Source organism: Nodularia harveyana UHCC-0300 (genome assembly GCF_034931085.1).
GTDB classification, from domain to species: domain Bacteria; phylum Cyanobacteriota; class Cyanobacteriia; order Cyanobacteriales; family Nostocaceae; genus Nodularia; species Nodularia harveyana.
This window is the reverse complement of record NZ_JAYGHG010000027.1, coordinates 1-17957: the sequence shown is the minus strand read 5'-3', so window position 1 is coordinate 17957 and position 17957 is coordinate 1. Positions and strand designations below refer to the sequence as shown.

Here is a 17957-nt window from a genome sequence, read left to right as displayed (position 1 = left end):
GGGCAACACTGAAAATGCCTATGGCATTAATTGGACCACTTAGATATTAATTTTTGAAATTGAGGTTGACATGAGGTATCGCACTTTAATTGTTGCATTCTTAGCTGTATGCCTGGGACTATTAACCGCTTGCAGTGATGCTCCCACTGCTGCGTCCAATCCTAGAGATTTACTGAGTTACGAACAAATTAGAAACACTGGCTTGGCTAACAAATGCCCCGAACTCACAGAAACCAGCCGTGGCTCGATTCCTATTGAATCCAGCAAATCTTATGTCATCAGAGAACTCTGTTTAGAACCAACTAATTTCTTTGTCAAAGAAGAACCTGCTAATAAACGGCAAGTTGCAGAATTTGTACCTGGAAAATTATTGACCAGATACACTTCTACCATTGACCAAGTACAAGGAGACCTGAAAGTTAACACCGATAACAGTTTCACCTTTGTTGAAGCTGATGGTCTAGACTTCCAAGCCATCACCGTCAAACTTCCTGGTGGTGAATCAGTACCCTTTCTCTTCACAATCAAAGATTTAGTGGCTCAAACACAACCTGGTTTGACCAGTATCAACACCTCTACAGACTTTGAAGGTACTTTCAAAGTTCCTTCCTACCGTGGTGCTTCTTTCCTAGATCCTAAAGGTCGTGGTGTCGTCTCTGGCTATGATAATGCCGTCGCTCTTCCCGCCCAAGCTGATGATGAAGAACTCACCCGCGCCAATGTTAAGCGTGTTGAAACCCTTGATGGCACTATCTCTCTACAAATAGCGAAAGTAGATAGCGTTAGTGGTGAAATTGCTGGTACTTTTGAAAGCGAACAGCCATCTGATACTGACTTAGGTGCTGGTGAACCCAAAGAAGTCAAGATTCGGGGTCTGTTTTATGCAAGAGTCGAACCAAATCGCGCCTAACTTCTCTAGAATGATTGTGTAATTATTCATCTTGTTTTCGAGATTCTACCCATTTGTTTCCTGTGATGTGGAAGCAGATGGGTTTTTTCTCATCTCTGGCTCCCCTAACTTCCCAGGGTTTGCAATTTTACAACGCTATAGCAACCGCCAAGGACGTTAGGACAGAAACAGATCATGAAACCCTTACAATTAGAGAGTTTTCAGCCTGTTCCCTGTTCCCTGTTCCCTGCTATATTTCTCAAACCTTGGTAGCTCAACAAGCTTTCTTCCCATAGCTGAGACTTAACATGACTCCAGAGCTTATAGAGAATTAGTATCAGTTAATTATTAATTGGATTTAACAAATCTTAGTATTTTTACTGAGGATAGAAAATTTAATCCTGATCGCAATTATGGGAACTCACGTTTATCAGAAATTAATAACTTGATAAAGTTAAGTACAATTTCGGTTTGTATATGGACTGGTAATTCTATATTTTATTCATATGTGGACTCGCACTCTATAGACATCGAAAACCCTAAATAACAGTCCAAAATACCGATTCCGCCTATTCTAATTTTGTTAAATTGTCGAATTAACGAAGCCATATACAGAGAACCTTGTGATTTACAGAATTTCTTTTGAGAAAGAATGATATACTCCTTTGGTCCTTTATTCGACAGTTGCAAATTCTTTAAGCGGGTATTCACTTTTTATTTTAATCAATAGATTTGGTGCTATGCCTACTACAACCAGTAATGAACTCAAGAATGAAATTTGGCAGTTATTGAAAGAGTATGAACACACTCGTTCAGAAACTATTCGTAACCAACTAGTAAAAATAAATTTTGGACTTGTTAGGAAGGAAGCCCACTATTGGATAAATCAATGTTCCGAAAGTTATGATGATTTAGTCCAGGTTGGTTATTTAGGTTTAATTAGGGCTATTGAGAAATTCGAAATCTCCAAAGGACACGCCTTTAGCTCCTTTGCTATTCCCTACATACGCGGTGAGATTCAACACTATCTCCGAGATAAAGGGGTAGCAGTGAGAATCCCTCGGCGCTACTTAGCAATACAACAACAAGCCATAGGGGTATCACGGACCCTGCGCGAAAAATATAATCGCCAACCTACAGACTCTGAAGTAGCCGCAGGATTGGATATTTCTGTCAATGAATGGCAAGAAATTAAATTAGCATGGGTGAATCGCTCTCCTCTCAGTTTGGATGTTCCAATTGTCGATGGAGAAGAAGGTACAACTAGTCTAGGGGAATTGGTCCCAGATCCTAAGTACCGAAGCTTTCAACTGGCTCAAGAAGATCAAATTCGTCTCCAACAAGCACTGTTTGAATTAGAAAAGTGTACTCGTGAAGTCGTAGAATGTGTCTTTTTACAGGATTTGACCCAGAAACAAGTTGCAGAACATCTGGGAATTAGTGTAGTCACAGTTTCTCGCAGAGTCAAAAAAGGGCTGGGCTTGTTAAAGGAACTCATGGTAGGCACAGAAGATTAACCATCAGCTTGCTTCAATGAGATTTATTCTTGCCTAGTAGTGCTAGAACTAACCTGGAAAGTTCACAAAATAGGTTATAAAGGTAACATGAGTTGCCTAAAATTTAAATAGGCAATACTGAGATTTCCTAGAGCTTTTGAGAACAGCTAATGGACAAAAATTTTCCCATTGTATTTGTAGCTTTTTCAATGTTAGCGATCGCTGGATGTACTATTGGAGATCCCCCAGATGTAGCTAATCCTAACCCCACTCCTAATCCCGCCGTTACTCCCCCAGTTGCAGAATCAACACCAGAGGCTGAACCCTTTAGTACTCCTGTCGTTACTCAACCCACAACTTCTGTTACAGCTAGTTTAATTCAACCAACTAATAGCATAGAGCGTGAACGTATAGTATCAAAAGGGAGAGATGACCCATTTGCTGGAATTGTTGAGCAGACTCCGCTACCGCCGATAGTTCCTATAAATAATGGTCGGAATATTGTTGCTCCCGCCGGACTTCCCCGAATACCTATCTTACCTACTCCTCCAACACAGCCGACACCCAGCGCGACTCGTCCAAATCCTTCAAATCCAAGAGCAAATACTCCTCCTGTGGCCTCAAATCCACCAAAAACAACAGCAACCAAACCAAACCCTCGTCCTGACTCAGTGCTACCAGAAGTTATGCCCGGAGTGCTTCCTGAGTCTAGTCTAGAAGCTGTGCTACCACCACCACCACAACCTGAGTTAGCTGAAGGTGTGATGGTAACTGGCGTAGTTTTAATTGGTCAAACTGCTCAAGCGATTATTAAAGTACCGAACGAAGAAACCAGTCGCCATGTACAAGCAGGACAGCGCTTAGGAAGTGGTTTGTTAATTAAACGTATTGAAATGAACGAAGGTTCCAATCCCATCGTAATTCTGGAGCAATATGGGATTGAAGTTGCAAGAATGGTAGGTGAACAACCTATTAACGCCGCATCATCAGATAATACAGTCGAAGCTTCATAAATATGGAAACTCCAGAAACCATTAAATTTCCTGGTTTATCTTTAGCAGTTTACAGAGAAATAGCTGCTCATTTACGTCAAGTTGAAGGGATACAAGTTGGCTTAATTCCCCAAGCATCTACAGAATTTGATTACCATCAGAGTCAAGTTGCTGGCTTACAGATTTTTGGGATACCCAATTCTGGTTTAGAAAATCAGGAACGTGTACAACAAATCTTGGCTTACTATCGTAACTGTTACAGTTTCTAGTTTTCTAATTAACCTGTAAATAAAATTAGGCTTTTTCTTGTCTAATAAGACCTTATTAATTATAGAGGTCTATTTTTTTGCGTTGGGGCAAAAATAGCTAACAACTACTGATGAAATTTGCTAGACATTTTATACATCAAGGGAGAGGGGTAAAATTTGCTAATTGCAAAAGCTTGATGATTTATTTCTGAATAATTATTTTTATGATCATTTCCTTAATAAATGTACCAGGCTGAATTAATGAAGATAAATTACAAAGTCTGAATAATTATTTTTAATAATAAATTTATGTGATTATACTGATTTAATATAAAAATACATACATAAAATTGAACTAGAAATCCAGTTCACCTCCTCGCTTGCGGAGAAAACTCACAAGGAGTATTTCCCTCCAGGGAAACTTGGGGAATGGGTCGAAATAATATGCAGCCTCACAAATACTTAGTATCAGTGAAGATAATACACGGCGACGGATGGAAATTCGCGTTACTCCTGGAGAGGAACTGGAAAAAATGAAGTAGTTAAAGCTTTTGTGAAGTAGAGATTAATCTTGCTCTAATTTTCTGCAAATAGTAATATTGGGAGATGCAATTGCTAGTTACTGAGTTAAACTTGCAAGCAAAATCATCACAATCCTACTCAGACCCTTTTTGGTTTGGGCATAATTCATAATGGCACAATGGCAATTTCTCATACAGAAACAGGGCGATCGCTCTTGGCATAATCTGGAATGGCCAAACTTACAAATTTCGGAAGGTTGGTACAGAGTCTTAGCTCGATCTCACCTGCGTAATACTGACGTAGAAATACGGATAACCCATTCTTTACTTCCAGAACTTCCAGCCCAGGCGCGAATTGAAAAGCAATTGCGGCGCACTAACTCAGAAGGTTTAATCCCGATAATTCCTTTTACCTATCTTCAGCCGGGAATTTTGGAATTGCAATGTTCTGGGAATATAATATCCAATTCTTTCAGTAAGTCTTGGGAATATGGCATCTGTTTACAAGTCTTACCCTGTGAATCTACTAGTATAGGGGAAGAACGACCGAGGAACAAGAATGTAAAGTCAAATTTACCTGACCATCCAGATGCTATTCCTGATAGCAAAGTTCAATCCAGGATTGTAGTAGAACCTCAGCCTAGTGACTTTTCAACTGTAACCCCAATTGATAATACAGATATCAATCAGTCTGTTAGCCCAGTAGACCTCAAAGGTGAAACGGCTGAACAAATTTTACACAATTTAATGGATTTAGCTATACCTAGTGCTGAAACTCTATTAGACGATCGCCAAGTTGACGAGACCTTAGCCACAAAAGCCCCGACAACTCTATCCTTGACTTTAGATCAGGAAAATTACATTGCTCATTGGGGAGAAATACTTGTCATTCATGGGCGAGTTGAGCGACCAAAGCAGATAAATCAAGAAAGTGAAACAGCATATCCAGACATTCTCCATAGCTTGGAATTAGTCATTGAACTGCGATCGCCCTTAGCCTCAGAAATTTTAACCCAAGTTCGTCAGCCTCTACCCAATAGCTTATTACCCATTACAATTAGTTCTGCAATTGATATACCCGTGGATTGTGAATCCCAATTGATTTTGGCAGATATCAACTTATACGGCTCATTCAGCGAATTTGGCGAAGTATTACTATTATCTAGTCAATCTTTTACGATTACGGCAGATGTTACACAATTACTAGAAATTACAAAAGCCGCTAAATTTAGAGAACAAAATTTATTAGATCACCCCATAACACCACCAAAAAAGCCAGAATCAGCTATTAGCATTGACTTAGGGCTTTTTAATCTCGCTAAAAATCTGCAAACAAACCATTCTCAGTCAACTCAAATTTCTCCCAAGCAGTTACTACCTCCGCAACTTAACCCGATAGAATTAGCAGTAGCCTCCCAGCGACTATCTCAACTGAATAAATTAGCCGATTCTCCAGTACCCCAACTACCAAAGCTACCGGAAAATCAAATTAATCCCCAAACCGCCCTGAGTGAAGCTGTCGGTACTGGTGATTTAGACACAGAATCTTTTATAGATCAAGAGTTTAAAGACAAAGAAAAAACTCTAGCCCCCATCAACCTAGCAGAACTAATTATTAAACATCATCCTCTACGGATGCTGAACAGCACTTTTCCTTACTTAAAACGCCTTAAAGTTTTACCTGCGCAAACAGCAGAAATTCCCAACCATACACCAGAGACGCTATCATTTGAGGATTTTGAGGATTCTCCGGAGATAGATACACCTGAATTAATAGCTAGTGATTCGGTAGCAGAAGTATCTCTGACCCCAGATTTAGAATTAAATCCAGAGGTTGATCTCCATTCATCCCCCTTACTGAGAAAGTGGATGCAAAGCCAAGGATATTCTTTACCTGAATCTGTGATTGAGGTTTTAGATCAGCAGACAAGAGCTGATGAACAGATTCCCCTTTTAAGTCCAAGTGTAGATATTAATTCATTATCAGACCCAGAACCGGAAACGGAGATTACAGCAGATGATGAACCTTTGATCGCAGATACTACAGCTAACCCTTTAGACATCGAGGAGATGCCAACATTAGAACAGCCAGATACAAAAAATATAGTAGAAACAAGTTCTCTCTCTTTCCCAGATGTTGTCACCACAGATTCTGATTGGTTAGCACAGGAATTTGTTGTGGAAGATGAGTATATTGAATCATCATTAGATGTGATGTACAGCGACTCCTCTGCACAACAGCACGAAGACATCTCAGATTTATCCCATACCCCGCTTCTGGAAGGAAGCATTGTGGAACCTTTGCCAATTCCCCAATTATATGTACCAGATGGTGAACTGATTGCAGGGACTTCTGTGAGGGTGAGGGTAGAATTACCTCTGGTATCCCCCGAAATAGTGGTGAAATTATGGATGAAAGATTGCCAAACTCGCTGGTTACTGGATGACCCTCATTTACTGACAGACTTGCTACCTAACGTTTTGGGGAATTTGGAAGTAACGACTCAATTAAATATTCCTTTTGGTTGTATGGAAATTCTTGTGGAGGCGATCGCTTACCATCAGACTACCCAACAAGAAAGTCACAAAGTCACAGTAGTTAAGAATGTGATTCCTCCAGACTTACCGAATTTCCAACTAGACGAATTACTAGGTATTTAATTTGGTTTACCCACAATTGTGTTAAAAATTTTGAGAATTTCAAAAATCTGGTGAAATTTGCAGTAAGCTCGTTTTCGAGGATTGTCTAATTATTCAAGAGGAAAGTTAACTATGGCAGCTTCTTTTTTACCATCTATTTTGGTTCCTCTGACTGGTTTAGTTTTTCCAGCAGTGACAATGGCGTTTTTCTTGTTGTACATGGAAAGCGACGATATCAGCTAATTAGCTGATTAAAATGCTCCCACGTCTCCCAGGCGTGGGATTCTCTTTTAAATTATTTAGTATAAAAGCGCACTTATTATATTCCAACTCATTCCTAGTAGACAAAGGATTCCCACTGCATACGTAAATAATCGCCAAGGCTGCAAACCGAGAAGATACATCAAGGTATGTAGTATCCGCGCGATGGTAAAAGTAGAAAATAGCCAAGCTGCTGATCCTGGCGATGCTTCGGTTAACACATAAGCTATTCCCAGACCAATAAATATGGGAATGTTCTCCAAATCATTCAGCCAAGCTTTAGCCGCTCGTTGGACTTGTGGTAAATCCTCCTTTGCAGGTGGCTGATTGAATACTGCGGAGTCTTCTGGGTTGACAAACTCACGTCTGCTGATCCGATAAAATCCTTGATAAGCTGAAAGCGCAAACATTTTTAAGAATAGCACTACAACGCACAACGAATACCAGTCAAGAGCGCTTCCCGTAGTTCTAAGCATAGAGATTACCTGTTAATGCTACTAAAACAATACCTTATTTAAATAATGTAGTTACAGACAGATATCCTGCTCAGTAAATGTCTCTGGGCTTAGTATTCTTAAAATTACAAACCGCCTGTCTCTCATAAAGAAAAACAAGCGGTTTGTTAATGCTAATTTTTAAACAATTGCCAGAAAATCTAGACTCAAGCTATTTTTACATTGAAGAGCCTACTCCAGAGTAGGCTCCGTAAAAGAAAATACCTACAACTGTAATTACACCTAAACCTGCGATTGTAGCGACAACCCACAGGGGAATTCTTCCACTTCCAGCAGACACAGCTTTCTCTCCTCCCTTAATAACAAATCAGCACTAATTCAATAAACAAAGATTTACAAACACTGTTCTACTTAGTTAAAGAAGTAACTGGAGAACAGAATTCCTAGAACAAACACTAAAAGTAGTCCCAGGTATAGAGAAGTTCGGTTGAGTTCAACCGGTTGATTATTCGGATTAGGGGATCTGTCCATAATTTTCTCCTAGCGTTGAATAAACTGCATGGCGGCGATCGCGCCTAAAAAGAAGACAGAGGGTACACCCAAAGTATGAATGGCCAGCCATCTAACCGTAAAAATAGGATAGGAAACTGGTTGATTGATGTCATTTCCGCTAGTCATGATCTCAAACTATTTTTGGATAAATTGTTCAACTTGCTGTTTAGCGCCAAAACGATCCTTCACAATTGGCACTTCCTGCCGGGTTTGTGTGTAATATTCGTTAGGGCGAGGTGTGCCGAAAGCATCATAAGCCAGTCCAGTGCTGACAAATAGCCATCCGGCGATAAACAATGCGGGAATGGTGATGCTGTGAATTACCCAGTAACGAACGCTGGTAATAATGTCCGAAAATGGACGTTCTCCAGTGGTACCTGACATTTAGATTCCTACCTTCAAAAAGATTGTTATTGTCTATTATCCTACAAAGTTTAGAAAGAGTGACAAGTTGTAACTTACTTCTCAGAAATCAGGGTGAATACCGAAGCCCATCATCCCATTAAGCGGCCTCTTGTGAGAAACTTTTGGCGATATTTGGTTGATATTTTAACAAAATGCCGCGATCGCCGATCACAAATCCCTGATCAGAGTTGAAGAACACAATTTTGTACAAATTAGCCGCGACACCTTCCACATCACGATCTTTTTCCCAAGTTTGACCACCGTCACCACTGCGGAGTAAATTACCACTACCGCCACCAATCCACAGTTCATCAGGAGTGCGATAAGCCAAATCCAGTAAACCCCAGCTAGTAGCTAACTCCGGATTTTGCGGTTCTTGCCAATCTCCAAGGTTATCGGGATCGCTAAACTGTACCTGACCTCCTCGTGCGAGCAACCATAACTGCTCATTTTCAGCAAAACCCATATTCTCTAAGCGTCGAGAATTATTCCGGTTATGAGGTTCCCAAGTACTTTGTCCTGGTTCCCAAGTAGAATAGAAACTACCCTTAGCCGAAACAGCAACATATTTGCCATCACGGGAGCGTTCCATATTCCGCACCACACCAACGGCTCCTTCTACCTGAGCTTTCCAGTTAATACCACCATCTTGAGTTCTATAAATAGCCCCCACATCTGTAGCCATTTCAGCAGAACTCTCTCCCAAAGCATAAATAGCAATGGGATTACCAGGAAGCTTTTCGCTCAGAGCAATGCGCGACCAAGAACCACCTTCATCATCAGTGTGCAATAGCAGAGATGGTTCACCTAATATCCAACCTTCTTTACCCGCAAAACTGACTGAATCAAACCGAATCTTGGGGTCATTGAGTGCCAATGTTAGCGGTTGCCAAGTATTCCCACCATCATTTGTTTCCAAAAGAGTAGCATCGCTACCTACGAGAAAACCATGTTGAGGGTTATCAGTAAAGGCAATATCTAGTAGCTTAGACTCTGTTGGCACAGAAATAATCGCCCAAGGGTTATAGCTTGTAGAGGGAACTTTACTACAACCTATACACAAGAAAACTACCATCACCAAGGCAAATATTCTTTGCCAGCTTTTCATAATACCCATTAGATGCATCAGTATTTTTGACTTTTTTTCTAAATTTTTGATCTTAATGGCGATCGCAGCCCTCTGAACCTGTTAAAAAAGATAACGGGTCTTATTGTAAGCCGTAGAGACTGATAAAAAACAAGAAACCCAGAGCCAAAGCCCCAAAAATCAGGATATTTTTTTGCCCTGGAGTTAGCGTGTTAACACCCAGACCATAACCCAGATTTTCCTTAAAACCCGACACCGTACCAGCAGGTCCAATATTGGCAAACGCAGTCTTCTTTGCAGTACAGACTGGACAACGCCAAGTGATTGGCAATTCCGCAAAGGCAGTGTCAGGGTCAATGTTATGGCTATCGTCTCCCTTTTCAGGTTCGTAAACATAACCACAGGCACGGCATTCATAGCAGTCTAATTCCGGAGTTTCAACAGCTTGTTCGCTAGCTTGTTCGCTCATGGCTAAAACCTCACAGGGGAGAAATATTAAATATACGTTAAAAATTATGACATAACTATGAGACTTTTCCATCATCTGCTTAAAGCATGGATACCTAAAATCAGTTTGTTTCCCAGAGTTCAGAAAAAGCAAAAAGATATAATGTAAAAGAAACTAACAGCCTTATTTACACCATAAGCGGTAGATATTCATTGTGTTTGTCCTCAGTGGTTACGAGTACTTACTAGGCTTCCTCATTATCTGTAGCCTAGTTCCAGCCCTTGCACTTTCAGCGTCCAAGCTCCTGCGACCCAGTGGTAACAGCCTCGAACGGCGCACTACCTACGAATGTGGCATGGAACCCATTGGTGGAGCCTGGATTCAGTTCAACATTCGCTACTATATGTTTGCCCTCGTCTTCGTCGTCTTCGACGTAGAAACAGTCTTCTTGTATCCTTGGGCGGTTGCCTTCCACCGTCTAGGGCTTTTGGCATTCATTGAAGCCCTAGTCTTTATTTCAATTCTTGTAGTTGCCCTAGTCTACGCATGGCGTAAAGGAGCGTTGGAATGGTCTTGAATTCAAACTTAACAACCCCAGACAAAGAGCAAATCATCAACCCCATTGAACGTCCGGCAATCACTCAGGATCTGTCAGAAAACGTCATTTTGACCACAGTTGATGACCTCCATAACTGGGCGAGGCTTTCTAGTCTCTGGCCTTTGCTGTTTGGTACAGCTTGCTGCTTTATTGAATTTGCAGCTTTAATCGGCTCCCGCTTTGACTTTGACCGTTTCGGTCTTATTCCCCGTTCCAGCCCCCGTCAAGCCGATTTACTTATCACTGCCGGGACAATTACCATGAAGATGGCACCTCAGCTAGTGCGTCTTTATGAACAAATGCCCGAACCCAAGTATGTCATCGCTATGGGCGCTTGTACAATTACCGGCGGAATGTTCAGCATGGACTCCCCCACAGCTGTACGTGGCGTTGATAAACTCATTCCTGTAGATGTTTACTTACCCGGTTGTCCTCCCCGTCCAGAAGCAATCATCGACGCAATTATTAAATTGCGGAAAAAAATAGCTAATGATTCCATCCAGGAACGGGGTCAAATTAAGCAAACCCACCGTTTCTACAGCACAACTCACAATCTCAAGCCCACAGAGCAGATTTTAACTGGTAAATATTTGCAGTCAGAAACTCGTTACACACCACCCAAAGAGTTGACAGAAGCTATTGGTCTACCAGTTCCACCCGCCCTGCTGACAGCAAAGACACAAGAAAAGGAGCAGAACCGTGGCTGAAGAAGATTCTAAACCAGTACCAGCAGCAGAAGAGTCTCTGGTTAAAGCCGGTCCCATTTCCCAATGGTTAACCGAAAATGGTTTTGAGCATGACTCTTTGGAACCTGATAAAAAAGGAGTAGAAATCATTAAGGTTGCGGCAGATTTTTTACTCCCAATCTCTACCGCCCTTTATGCTTACGGGTTTAATTGTCTTCAGTTTCAATCTGGTGTAGACCTTGGACCAGGAGAAGATTTGGTTAGTGTCTATCACTTGATTAAAATTAGTGATAATGCTGATCAACCTGAAGAAATCCGGGTAAAGGTGTTTTTACCTCGTGAAAACCCCAGCGTTCCTTCTGTTTACTGGATCTGGAAAACCGCCGACTGGCAAGAGCGCGAAACTTACGATATGTTTGGCATTGTCTATGAAGGTCATCCGAATCTTAAGCGGCTCTTAATGCCAGAAGATTGGGTGGGTTGGCCTTTGCGGAAGGATTATATCTCTCCTGATTTCTACGAGTTGCAAGATGCTTATTAGGTAGTGCTGGCTTTCAGCAGTAAGGATTTTGATCAACTCACTTTATCCCCTTTCCGCTAGCGGAGAGGGGTAATGTTTTTTTAACGCAAAGGTTCGCTGAGAATGAGGAGTTTACTGAGTTGATGAGGTGATAAGTACCTATGCTTTTGTATTACAGCTATAGGACTAAAGCGTTAGCCAGCTAAAAACTTGCTCAACAGTTAGGGATAAATCTATGTTGTTGAGAATGGGTAACGAGTCTGCACCTGTGAGCATTTCAACTCGTTGATTTGGGAATATGCTTAAAATGCTGGCTTCTTCTGGAAAAATTAACCAGCCTATTTCTGTGCCATTTTGGGAACAGTGCAGCAGGTTACGGAGAACTTTGGCTTGGCTTTGGTCTGGGGAAAGGATTTCTATTGCCCAGTCGGGATAAGTTTGAAACCGATTGGTAATTCTACCGGATGCTTCACGGGGAATGCGTTCCCAACGGAATACGGCAATATCAGGAATTATGGCAGCACCGCCAAAAACACAACGCAGTTCGGGGAAAGCAAGGGCAGTTTTTGAAGTTTCCGTAACGTCATTAATAGTAGCGACCAGTTTACCTTGTAAACGGCTATGTTCTCCTTGAGGCATGGGTTTTTGGCTAATTTTTCCGTCAATATATTCGGAAGCTGGTTTGGTTTCGGGGAGTTCCAGGAATTCTTCTAAGCTGATGGATTTGACTAGCGTACTCATCGTTTTTCCTCGCCAAATTCTCTTAACTTATATTTTAGTTTTTCATTTTGTTAAAAAACCCCTACAAGAGTTAACTTACAGGGGTTTTTAATAAGCGGGCGGCGGGAATCGAACCCGCATTATTAGCTTGGAAGGCTAAAGTTTTACCACTAAACTACGCCCGCAATGTGCGATTTTTTAGGTTGTCTAATTTATTAACTACAAGTAAGGTTTTATTTATTTGTCGTTGTATACAGACATAAGCAAGTATAGCAGAAAATAATCTGATTGCACAAGATAATTCTGAAAATATTTTCACTCCCGCATTTTTGGTAGTATGAATAGATGACCAAGAAATCACATCCTGACCAGGAGTCAGTTGATCTTCAGGAATTTACTACCCCGACTGATGACAGCCCTAAGTCGGTGAATAGTGCTTGGCCACAAAGGATTACAAGGATCTGGAATCAGACTAAAACCAGCTTAGTGAACCGCGTACCTTTAGAGCAAATAACACAGACCATTGGTCAGTGGTTTAGTGTGAGTGAAACTCAGGTGGCAGAAATTCTGGCGACAGTTAGATCCGAACTCCCAACTACAGAAGCTTTGCTAATTGGGAAGCCCCAATCTGGTAAAAGTTCAATTGTCCGGGGATTAACGGGAGTATCGGCGGAAATTGTGGGTCAGGGATTTCGCCCCCATACTCAACATACTGAGCGTTATTCCTATCCTTCTAGCGAATTACCATTACTCATTTTTACCGATACGGTGGGATTAGGAGATGTCAATCAAGATACTCAAGGAGTAATTGAGGATTTAATTAGTGATTTACAACAGTCAAGTAGCCGCGCTAGAGTCCTAATTTTCACTGTCAAAATCAATGATTTCGCAACTGAGACACTGCGACAAATTGCTCAACAACTACGTCAGCAGTATCCAGAGGTTCCCTGTCTTCTGGTTGTTACCTGTTTGCATGAGGTTTATCCCCCCACCACAGCGAATCATTCTGAATATCCCCCAGATAACGAGGAAGTTAAACGCGCCTTTGCAGCTATTGAGCAAGCTTTTGCCGGAATGTATAATCGCTCTGTCCTCATTGACTTTACGTTGGAGGAAGATGGCTATCAGCCTGTGTTCTATGGCTTGGAATCACTCCGGGATTCTCTGGCGGAACTACTTCCAGAAGCGGAAGCCAGAGCAATTTATCAGTTATTAGATGATGTCGCTGGTAAGCAATTGGGTGATATTTACCGGGATACTGGAAGGCGTTACATTTTACCATTTGCAATTATGGCAGCAGCTTTGGCGGCTGTGCCACTACCATTTGCTACTATGCCAGTTTTGACTTCTTTGCAAGTCTCAATGGTAGGTCTGCTAGGTAAATTATATGGTCAAAGGTTAACTAAATCACAGACAGGGGGTGTTGTGAGTGCGATCGCCGGCGGTTTTCTAGCACAGGCTGTTGCACGAGAGTTAATCAAGTTTGTGCCTGGTTTCGGTAGTGTGATTGCTGCTTCCTGGGCTGCTGCTTACACTTGGGCGTTGGGGGAAGGTGCTTGTGTTTATTTTGGTGACTTGATGGGTGGTAAGAAACCTGATCCTCAAAAAATTCAGGTGGTGATGAAAGAAGCTTTTCAGACCGCACAGGAAATGTTTAAAGGTATCAAAAATTGAGAGGATATCTGAAAACCATTGTCTGAATATGCACAAATAGCTTTTTCACCCACATAGATAGCTTTCCCTTCAGGAATCTGCATTCTCAAAAAACCGCAGATTTATTCTCTGTTGGTTGCACGAATGTCTCAAATTCACCTTTGGGTGTCCATTGGATAGCGCCGTCTTCTCTCGTGAAAAATAGTTGTGTCTGGTTTTGAGTCAGTTCAGATAAGGTTTTGGAGTCAAGGTTAGCACTAGAGGCGTAGCCAGTGGTAGACATCGCCACCTGTGGTTGCAATATTTGGGCTAATTTCTTTAAGGACTGAGGGCTGGACCACAGCACTTGTGGACGTACCAAACTTCCTGATTTAACTAGCTCTTCCACTTCTTGAGGTTTGACATTGCCTACCAACAGCCAATTTTGATCTTGAATTTGAAATTGTAAAATAGGTAACTGCTCACTAATTAATTGCGCAACTACTGAACCAGTATTTACTGTTTGACCAGGTGTTAATGGTTGGTAAATTCCTTGCTGCTTTTGGAGTTCCTGTTGAATTATCTGAATAGCTGAGGTAGTTTTGAGATTAGGGGAATATTCATAAAAATTTTTGATTGGTAGACCTTGCAGCACTTCTAACCAAGAATTATTATCCTGATATTTAAAATTACTAGCGATCGCCGCATCTATTTGATTAACCCCCTGCTGTTGCAGAAACGGTAAAATCGTAAAACGTCCAGTTCCCTGATCACCACTGTTAATTAGTGTCACCCTACCTCTGTCTTGAATGACGATAACCGGTTCTGTTCCTGCGGCGAGGACTGTTATTCTGAATAGTGTATTTGCAGAATGCCACAATGGGATGATTACTAAAGCAATAGCCATTAAACCTGCAAACCACCAGCGTTTCTGCCACCAACGTACTAACCAAACCGCAATCAGTACTGCATATATGCCCAGTAACTGCAAAGTAGATATACTCCCAAGACTGAGAGAATTACCGGGTAAGTTGCTAAATGATTCTACTAATTTAATTAGCCAATCAGTAGGGTAATACAATACCCCCGCTAAAGCGCTACCAGCCTCCGGCCAAATTAATGCGGCGATCGCACTGATAATTCCACCTATACTAATTGTGGCAATCAAAGGTGTACTGATAATATTTAGTAACAAACCATAAGCGGGCATAACCCCAAAAACAAATAGTTGCAGAGGTAAAGTCCAAATTGTCGCAGCCAGGGGAACAGCAATTAAAGAAGCGATCGCCAGTGGTAACCAATCTAAGCGTTTCACAAGTGCCGGAACTGTGACAATTAACCCTAGTGTCGCTAAAAAACTCAATTGAAAGCCTAAATCCCCAATCCATAACGGGTTAATTAACAATAATATAGTTGCAGCCAGCAGTAGAGATCCAAATTGTTTAACTTTTCGTTTTAATAGCAAACCCACTAACGCCGCAAAACCCATAATTACAGCACGCAGTACCGAAGGCTGGAACCCTGTTAAACTCAGGAAAATAATTAATGCCAAACAGCCACAAGTAAATTGTGTTCTCTGAGATGCACGCCTTGTTAGCTGTAGAATTAAACCCAACACCAAAGAAACGTGAAATCCTGAAGCAGCCAAAGTATGCGCCAAACCAGCTTTCACAAATAAATCACGGATATCATCAGGTAAATCAACAGCCTTACTACCCAAAACCATTGCACTCACAAGAGGACCGGCTGGAACACCTAACCAACGAACCTGCGATCGCACAATACGTTGCCGAACTTGCCACCATCCCCACTTGCGTTCCCCATACTGATCCAGAAAATTAATCTGTCTTCCAGTCAAACCAGCAAATATGCCTTGTTGCTTCAGAAACTTCTGAAAATCAAAAGCACCGGGATTTGATGCTGCTTTCGGCTGATATAAAACTCCCGTTACCGCAACTTGTTGACCAGGATATAAACCAGTAGCCTGAAGCATCGGCACAGTTACATATAATTTCCCCGTCACACCTTTAGGGACATCTATCGGGCCAGTTTCGTTTTTCACCTCATTCAGCTGAGTAGCTGCTAACACAAATTGACCTCGTTGACTGCGAGTCAAACGCGGATTACTCGCAACCTCCCCACGCACAATCACCAGTTGCTGTTGATTACCGTTATTTTCCGACGCAATAAAATTACTGATATCTTGTTCATCTGGTAGTGGCGATCGCCATTGAAAATAACCAGTTGCTAACAAACCCACCAACCCAGCCACCAGCCATATTCTAGAGTCGGGAGTATTTTCCCAAATATTAGTTTTACTCCCAGAAATTTCGGATTTATTACCAAATTGCCTTGATCTAGGTTTTCTAAATAAAACAGCCCCTACTATCCCTAAACCTAAAACCCAAAAACCACCCCCTGGTACTCCCGTCAACAGCAATCCCACAATGAACCCAAGACAGATCAATACACCACTTGTCTGAATCATAAGTCACCCCTGAAAAAACCTACTTTTTTGTAGTCGGATTTTGTCCCTGAAAACCCCTGTCCTCAATCCTCAATAACTGACTATGAGCCACAAAATTCTATTTAGGGGCTTCTAAATCGAACAATATCCCAAAATGCTTTGTGGAGCGGGCATCTTGCCCGCCAATCACCAGAAACAAGGAAAATTAAAATTCCTCCTCTTCATTTGCGTTTTAGTGTTTTACGACCAAACCTAAACGGCTGTCCCCTTGAGCAAAGGAAAACCCAACCTTTCCCGTTGCTCAACATATAAGTGAGCTACCTTCCGAGCCAAATGACGAATCCTCCCAATGTAACGAGTTCTCTCCGTCACCGAAATCACACCTCTAGCATCCAGCAAATTGAACGTGTGCGAACACTTCATCACATAATCCAGGCTCGGTACGACCAACCCACGCTCAGTTAATTGACTAGCTTCCTGCTCATATAGATTAAACAGTGTCAGCAGCAACTCAGGATTCGACCCCTCAAAATTATAAGTACACTGCTCAATCTCGCTTTGCAGAAAAACATCACCATAAGTAATATTGTCCGTCCAATCAATCTTAGTAATTGCCTCCACCTGCTGGAGGTACATCACCAGTCGCTCTAATCCGTAAGTAATCTCAATCGACACCGGACGACAATCAATCCCACCACACTGTTGGAAGTAGGTAAATTGAGTAATTTCCATCCCGTCTAACCAAACTTCCCAACCAGTACCCCAAGCTCCCACCGTTGCATCTTCCCAATTATCTTCCACAAACCGAATATCATGATCTTCCGGTCGAATCCCCAAAGCCCGCAAAGAATCGAGATAGATTTCTTGAATATTATCTGGCGACGGCTTAATCAGAACTTGGTACTGATAATAATGTTGAAAGCGATTGGGGTTTTCCCCATAGCGTCCATCAGTAGGACGACGACAAGGTTCAACATAAGCCACAGACCACGGTTCCGGTCCCAATGCCCTTAAAAATGTATGAGGGTTTTTCGTACCCGCTCCCTTCTCAATATCGTAAGGCTGGGCAATTAAGCAACCTCTTTCACCCCAAAACTGGTGCAATACAGTAATCACAGACTGAAAATTCACGCTCTACCCTCCCTTAATCAGCAAAGTGCATACACCATTGTTGCCTACAACCTAGCACTGTGGGGAGTTTCAGAGAGAGGAAAAAATAAATGGAGAAAAGAGTTGACAAACTTATAGACGCTCGCTATATTAGATAAGTGCCTGAAAGACGAGCGCCACCGAGCGGCGTTTAAAGGAACACCGAACCATGAAAATATTATAGTTTGAAA

Annotated in this window: 20 protein-coding genes and 1 tRNA gene; 10 read left to right on the top strand and 11 right to left on the bottom strand. The window is 41.8% G+C overall.

Annotated elements, in window-relative coordinates:
* Nucleotides 1–70: 70 nt before the first annotated feature.
* From psbO to psaI, 6 genes are all read left to right on the top strand, one after another.
* Entirely contained in the window at nucleotides 71–910 is an 840-nt protein-coding gene (gene psbO / locus VB620_RS15175; RefSeq protein ID WP_323196992.1) for a photosystem II manganese-stabilizing polypeptide, read from the top strand.
* A 719-nt stretch (nucleotides 911–1629) separates the two neighbouring features.
* Entirely contained in the window at nucleotides 1630–2406 is a 777-nt protein-coding gene (locus VB620_RS15170) for an RNA polymerase sigma factor SigF (RefSeq protein ID WP_323196991.1), read from the top strand.
* Between the two features lie 149 nt (nucleotides 2407–2555).
* The gene (locus VB620_RS15165; RefSeq protein WP_323196990.1) at nucleotides 2556–3398 is read left to right on the top strand and encodes a hypothetical protein; all 843 of its coding nucleotides are present in this window, start codon (nucleotides 2556–2558) and stop codon (nucleotides 3396–3398) included.
* 2 nt (nucleotides 3399–3400) lie between these two features.
* Entirely contained in the window at nucleotides 3401–3646 is a 246-nt protein-coding gene (locus tag VB620_RS15160; protein ID WP_323196989.1) for a hypothetical protein, read from the top strand.
* 671 nt (nucleotides 3647–4317) lie between these two features.
* On the top strand, nucleotides 4318–6807 hold the full coding sequence (locus VB620_RS15155; protein ID WP_323196988.1) for a hypothetical protein: 2490 nt from the start codon (nucleotides 4318–4320) through the stop codon (nucleotides 6805–6807).
* Nucleotides 6808–6918: 111 nt separating this feature from the next.
* Nucleotides 6919–7029 carry a photosystem I reaction center subunit VIII gene (gene psaI / locus VB620_RS15150; RefSeq protein WP_323196987.1) on the top strand — a complete coding sequence of 37 codons (111 nt, stop codon included), beginning with the start codon at nucleotides 6919–6921 and terminating at the stop codon, nucleotides 7027–7029.
* A gap of 56 nt (nucleotides 7030–7085) precedes the next feature.
* Here psaI and VB620_RS15145 read toward each other — a convergent pair whose 3' ends face one another.
* The 7 genes from VB620_RS15145 to VB620_RS15115 all read right to left on the bottom strand — a co-directional run bounded on the left by VB620_RS15145 (nucleotide 7086) and on the right by VB620_RS15115 (nucleotide 10015).
* Nucleotides 7086–7523, bottom strand: coding sequence for an MAPEG family protein (locus VB620_RS15145; RefSeq protein ID WP_323196986.1), 438 nt, complete (start codon nucleotides 7521–7523; stop codon nucleotides 7086–7088).
* Nucleotides 7524–7719: 196 nt separating this feature from the next.
* Nucleotides 7720–7842 carry a photosystem II reaction center protein J gene (locus tag VB620_RS15140; RefSeq protein ID WP_006197409.1) on the bottom strand — a complete coding sequence of 41 codons (123 nt, stop codon included), beginning with the start codon at nucleotides 7840–7842 and terminating at the stop codon, nucleotides 7720–7722.
* 71 nt (nucleotides 7843–7913) lie between these two features.
* Nucleotides 7914–8033 carry a photosystem II reaction center protein L gene (locus VB620_RS15135; protein WP_172644234.1) on the bottom strand — a complete coding sequence of 40 codons (120 nt, stop codon included), beginning with the start codon at nucleotides 8031–8033 and terminating at the stop codon, nucleotides 7914–7916.
* Between the two features lie 9 nt (nucleotides 8034–8042).
* On the bottom strand, nucleotides 8043–8180 hold the full coding sequence (gene psbF, locus VB620_RS15130) for a cytochrome b559 subunit beta (RefSeq protein ID WP_194000792.1): 138 nt from the start codon (nucleotides 8178–8180) through the stop codon (nucleotides 8043–8045).
* A 9-nt stretch (nucleotides 8181–8189) separates the two neighbouring features.
* Nucleotides 8190–8438, bottom strand: a complete 249-nt coding sequence (gene psbE, locus VB620_RS15125; RefSeq protein ID WP_323196985.1) for a cytochrome b559 subunit alpha — start codon at nucleotides 8436–8438, stop codon at nucleotides 8190–8192.
* 118 nt (nucleotides 8439–8556) lie between these two features.
* Entirely contained in the window at nucleotides 8557–9576 is a 1020-nt protein-coding gene (locus VB620_RS15120; protein WP_323196984.1) for a photosynthesis system II assembly factor Ycf48, read from the bottom strand.
* A 91-nt stretch (nucleotides 9577–9667) separates the two neighbouring features.
* On the bottom strand, nucleotides 9668–10015 hold the full coding sequence (locus VB620_RS15115) for a rubredoxin (protein ID WP_323196983.1): 348 nt from the start codon (nucleotides 10013–10015) through the stop codon (nucleotides 9668–9670).
* A gap of 193 nt (nucleotides 10016–10208) precedes the next feature.
* Here VB620_RS15115 and ndhC point away from each other — a divergent pair, with 193 nt between their 5' ends.
* The 3 genes from ndhC to VB620_RS15100 are packed head-to-tail and all read left to right on the top strand — an operon-like array spanning nucleotide 10209 to nucleotide 11819.
* Nucleotides 10209–10571: a photosynthetic/respiratory NAD(P)H-quinone oxidoreductase subunit C gene (gene ndhC, locus VB620_RS15110; protein ID WP_323196982.1), complete on the top strand. Its 363-nt coding sequence runs from the start codon at nucleotides 10209–10211 to the stop codon at nucleotides 10569–10571.
* Nucleotides 10562–11299 carry an NADH dehydrogenase subunit K gene (locus tag VB620_RS15105; protein WP_323196981.1) on the top strand — a complete coding sequence of 246 codons (738 nt, stop codon included), beginning with the start codon at nucleotides 10562–10564 and terminating at the stop codon, nucleotides 11297–11299. Before ndhC ends, VB620_RS15105 begins: the two co-directional genes overlap by 10 nt.
* The gene (locus VB620_RS15100) at nucleotides 11292–11819 is read left to right on the top strand and encodes an NAD(P)H-quinone oxidoreductase subunit J (protein ID WP_323196980.1); all 528 of its coding nucleotides are present in this window, start codon (nucleotides 11292–11294) and stop codon (nucleotides 11817–11819) included. Before VB620_RS15105 ends, VB620_RS15100 begins: the two co-directional genes overlap by 8 nt.
* A 165-nt stretch (nucleotides 11820–11984) precedes the next feature.
* Here VB620_RS15100 and VB620_RS15095 read toward each other — a convergent pair whose 3' ends face one another.
* Together VB620_RS15095 and VB620_RS15090 are read right to left on the bottom strand one after the other, a co-directional pair.
* Entirely contained in the window at nucleotides 11985–12539 is a 555-nt protein-coding gene (locus VB620_RS15095) for a Uma2 family endonuclease (protein ID WP_323196979.1), read from the bottom strand.
* 93 nt (nucleotides 12540–12632) lie between these two features.
* A tRNA-Gly gene (locus VB620_RS15090) sits at nucleotides 12633–12703 on the bottom strand.
* A gap of 160 nt (nucleotides 12704–12863) precedes the next feature.
* On the opposite strand from VB620_RS15090, the gene VB620_RS15085 reads away from it, so the two are divergent.
* The gene (locus tag VB620_RS15085; RefSeq protein ID WP_323196978.1) at nucleotides 12864–14192 is read left to right on the top strand and encodes a YcjF family protein; all 1329 of its coding nucleotides are present in this window, start codon (nucleotides 12864–12866) and stop codon (nucleotides 14190–14192) included.
* Nucleotides 14193–14277: 85 nt separating this feature from the next.
* Here VB620_RS15085 and VB620_RS15080 read toward each other — a convergent pair whose 3' ends face one another.
* Together VB620_RS15080 and glyQ are read right to left on the bottom strand one after the other, a co-directional pair.
* Nucleotides 14278–16638, bottom strand: coding sequence for a ComEC/Rec2 family competence protein (locus VB620_RS15080; protein WP_323196977.1), 2361 nt, complete (start codon nucleotides 16636–16638; stop codon nucleotides 14278–14280).
* Nucleotides 16639–16869: 231 nt separating this feature from the next.
* Entirely contained in the window at nucleotides 16870–17748 is an 879-nt protein-coding gene (gene glyQ / locus VB620_RS15075) for a glycine--tRNA ligase subunit alpha (RefSeq protein ID WP_323196976.1), read from the bottom strand.
* Nucleotides 17749–17957: the final 209 nt, after the last annotated feature.

Coding starts and splice junctions, on each gene's coding strand:
- VB620_RS15160 (WP_323196989.1), top strand. CDS start 3,401: ATGGAAACTCCAGAAACCATTAAATTTCCTGGTTTATCTTTAGCAGTT.
- VB620_RS15135 (WP_172644234.1), bottom strand. CDS start 8,033: ATGGACAGATCCCCTAATCCGAATAATCAACCGGTTGAACTCAACCGA.
- psbO (WP_323196992.1), top strand. CDS start 71: ATGAGGTATCGCACTTTAATTGTTGCATTCTTAGCTGTATGCCTGGGA.
- VB620_RS15120 (WP_323196984.1), bottom strand. CDS start 9,576: ATGGGTATTATGAAAAGCTGGCAAAGAATATTTGCCTTGGTGATGGTA.
- VB620_RS15145 (WP_323196986.1), bottom strand. CDS start 7,523: ATGCTTAGAACTACGGGAAGCGCTCTTGACTGGTATTCGTTGTGCGTT.
- VB620_RS15165 (WP_323196990.1), top strand. CDS start 2,556: ATGGACAAAAATTTTCCCATTGTATTTGTAGCTTTTTCAATGTTAGCG.
- VB620_RS15080 (WP_323196977.1), bottom strand. CDS start 16,638: ATGATTCAGACAAGTGGTGTATTGATCTGTCTTGGGTTCATTGTGGGA.
- VB620_RS15155 (WP_323196988.1), top strand. CDS start 4,318: ATGGCACAATGGCAATTTCTCATACAGAAACAGGGCGATCGCTCTTGG.
- psbF (WP_194000792.1), bottom strand. CDS start 8,180: ATGACTAGCGGAAATGACATCAATCAACCAGTTTCCTATCCTATTTTT.
- VB620_RS15105 (WP_323196981.1), top strand. CDS start 10,562: ATGGTCTTGAATTCAAACTTAACAACCCCAGACAAAGAGCAAATCATC.
- VB620_RS15095 (WP_323196979.1), bottom strand. CDS start 12,539: ATGAGTACGCTAGTCAAATCCATCAGCTTAGAAGAATTCCTGGAACTC.
- VB620_RS15170 (WP_323196991.1), top strand. CDS start 1,630: ATGCCTACTACAACCAGTAATGAACTCAAGAATGAAATTTGGCAGTTA.
- VB620_RS15115 (WP_323196983.1), bottom strand. CDS start 10,015: ATGAGCGAACAAGCTAGCGAACAAGCTGTTGAAACTCCGGAATTAGAC.
- psbE (WP_323196985.1), bottom strand. CDS start 8,438: ATGTCAGGTACCACTGGAGAACGTCCATTTTCGGACATTATTACCAGC.
- psaI (WP_323196987.1), top strand. CDS start 6,919: ATGGCAGCTTCTTTTTTACCATCTATTTTGGTTCCTCTGACTGGTTTA.
- VB620_RS15085 (WP_323196978.1), top strand. CDS start 12,864: ATGACCAAGAAATCACATCCTGACCAGGAGTCAGTTGATCTTCAGGAA.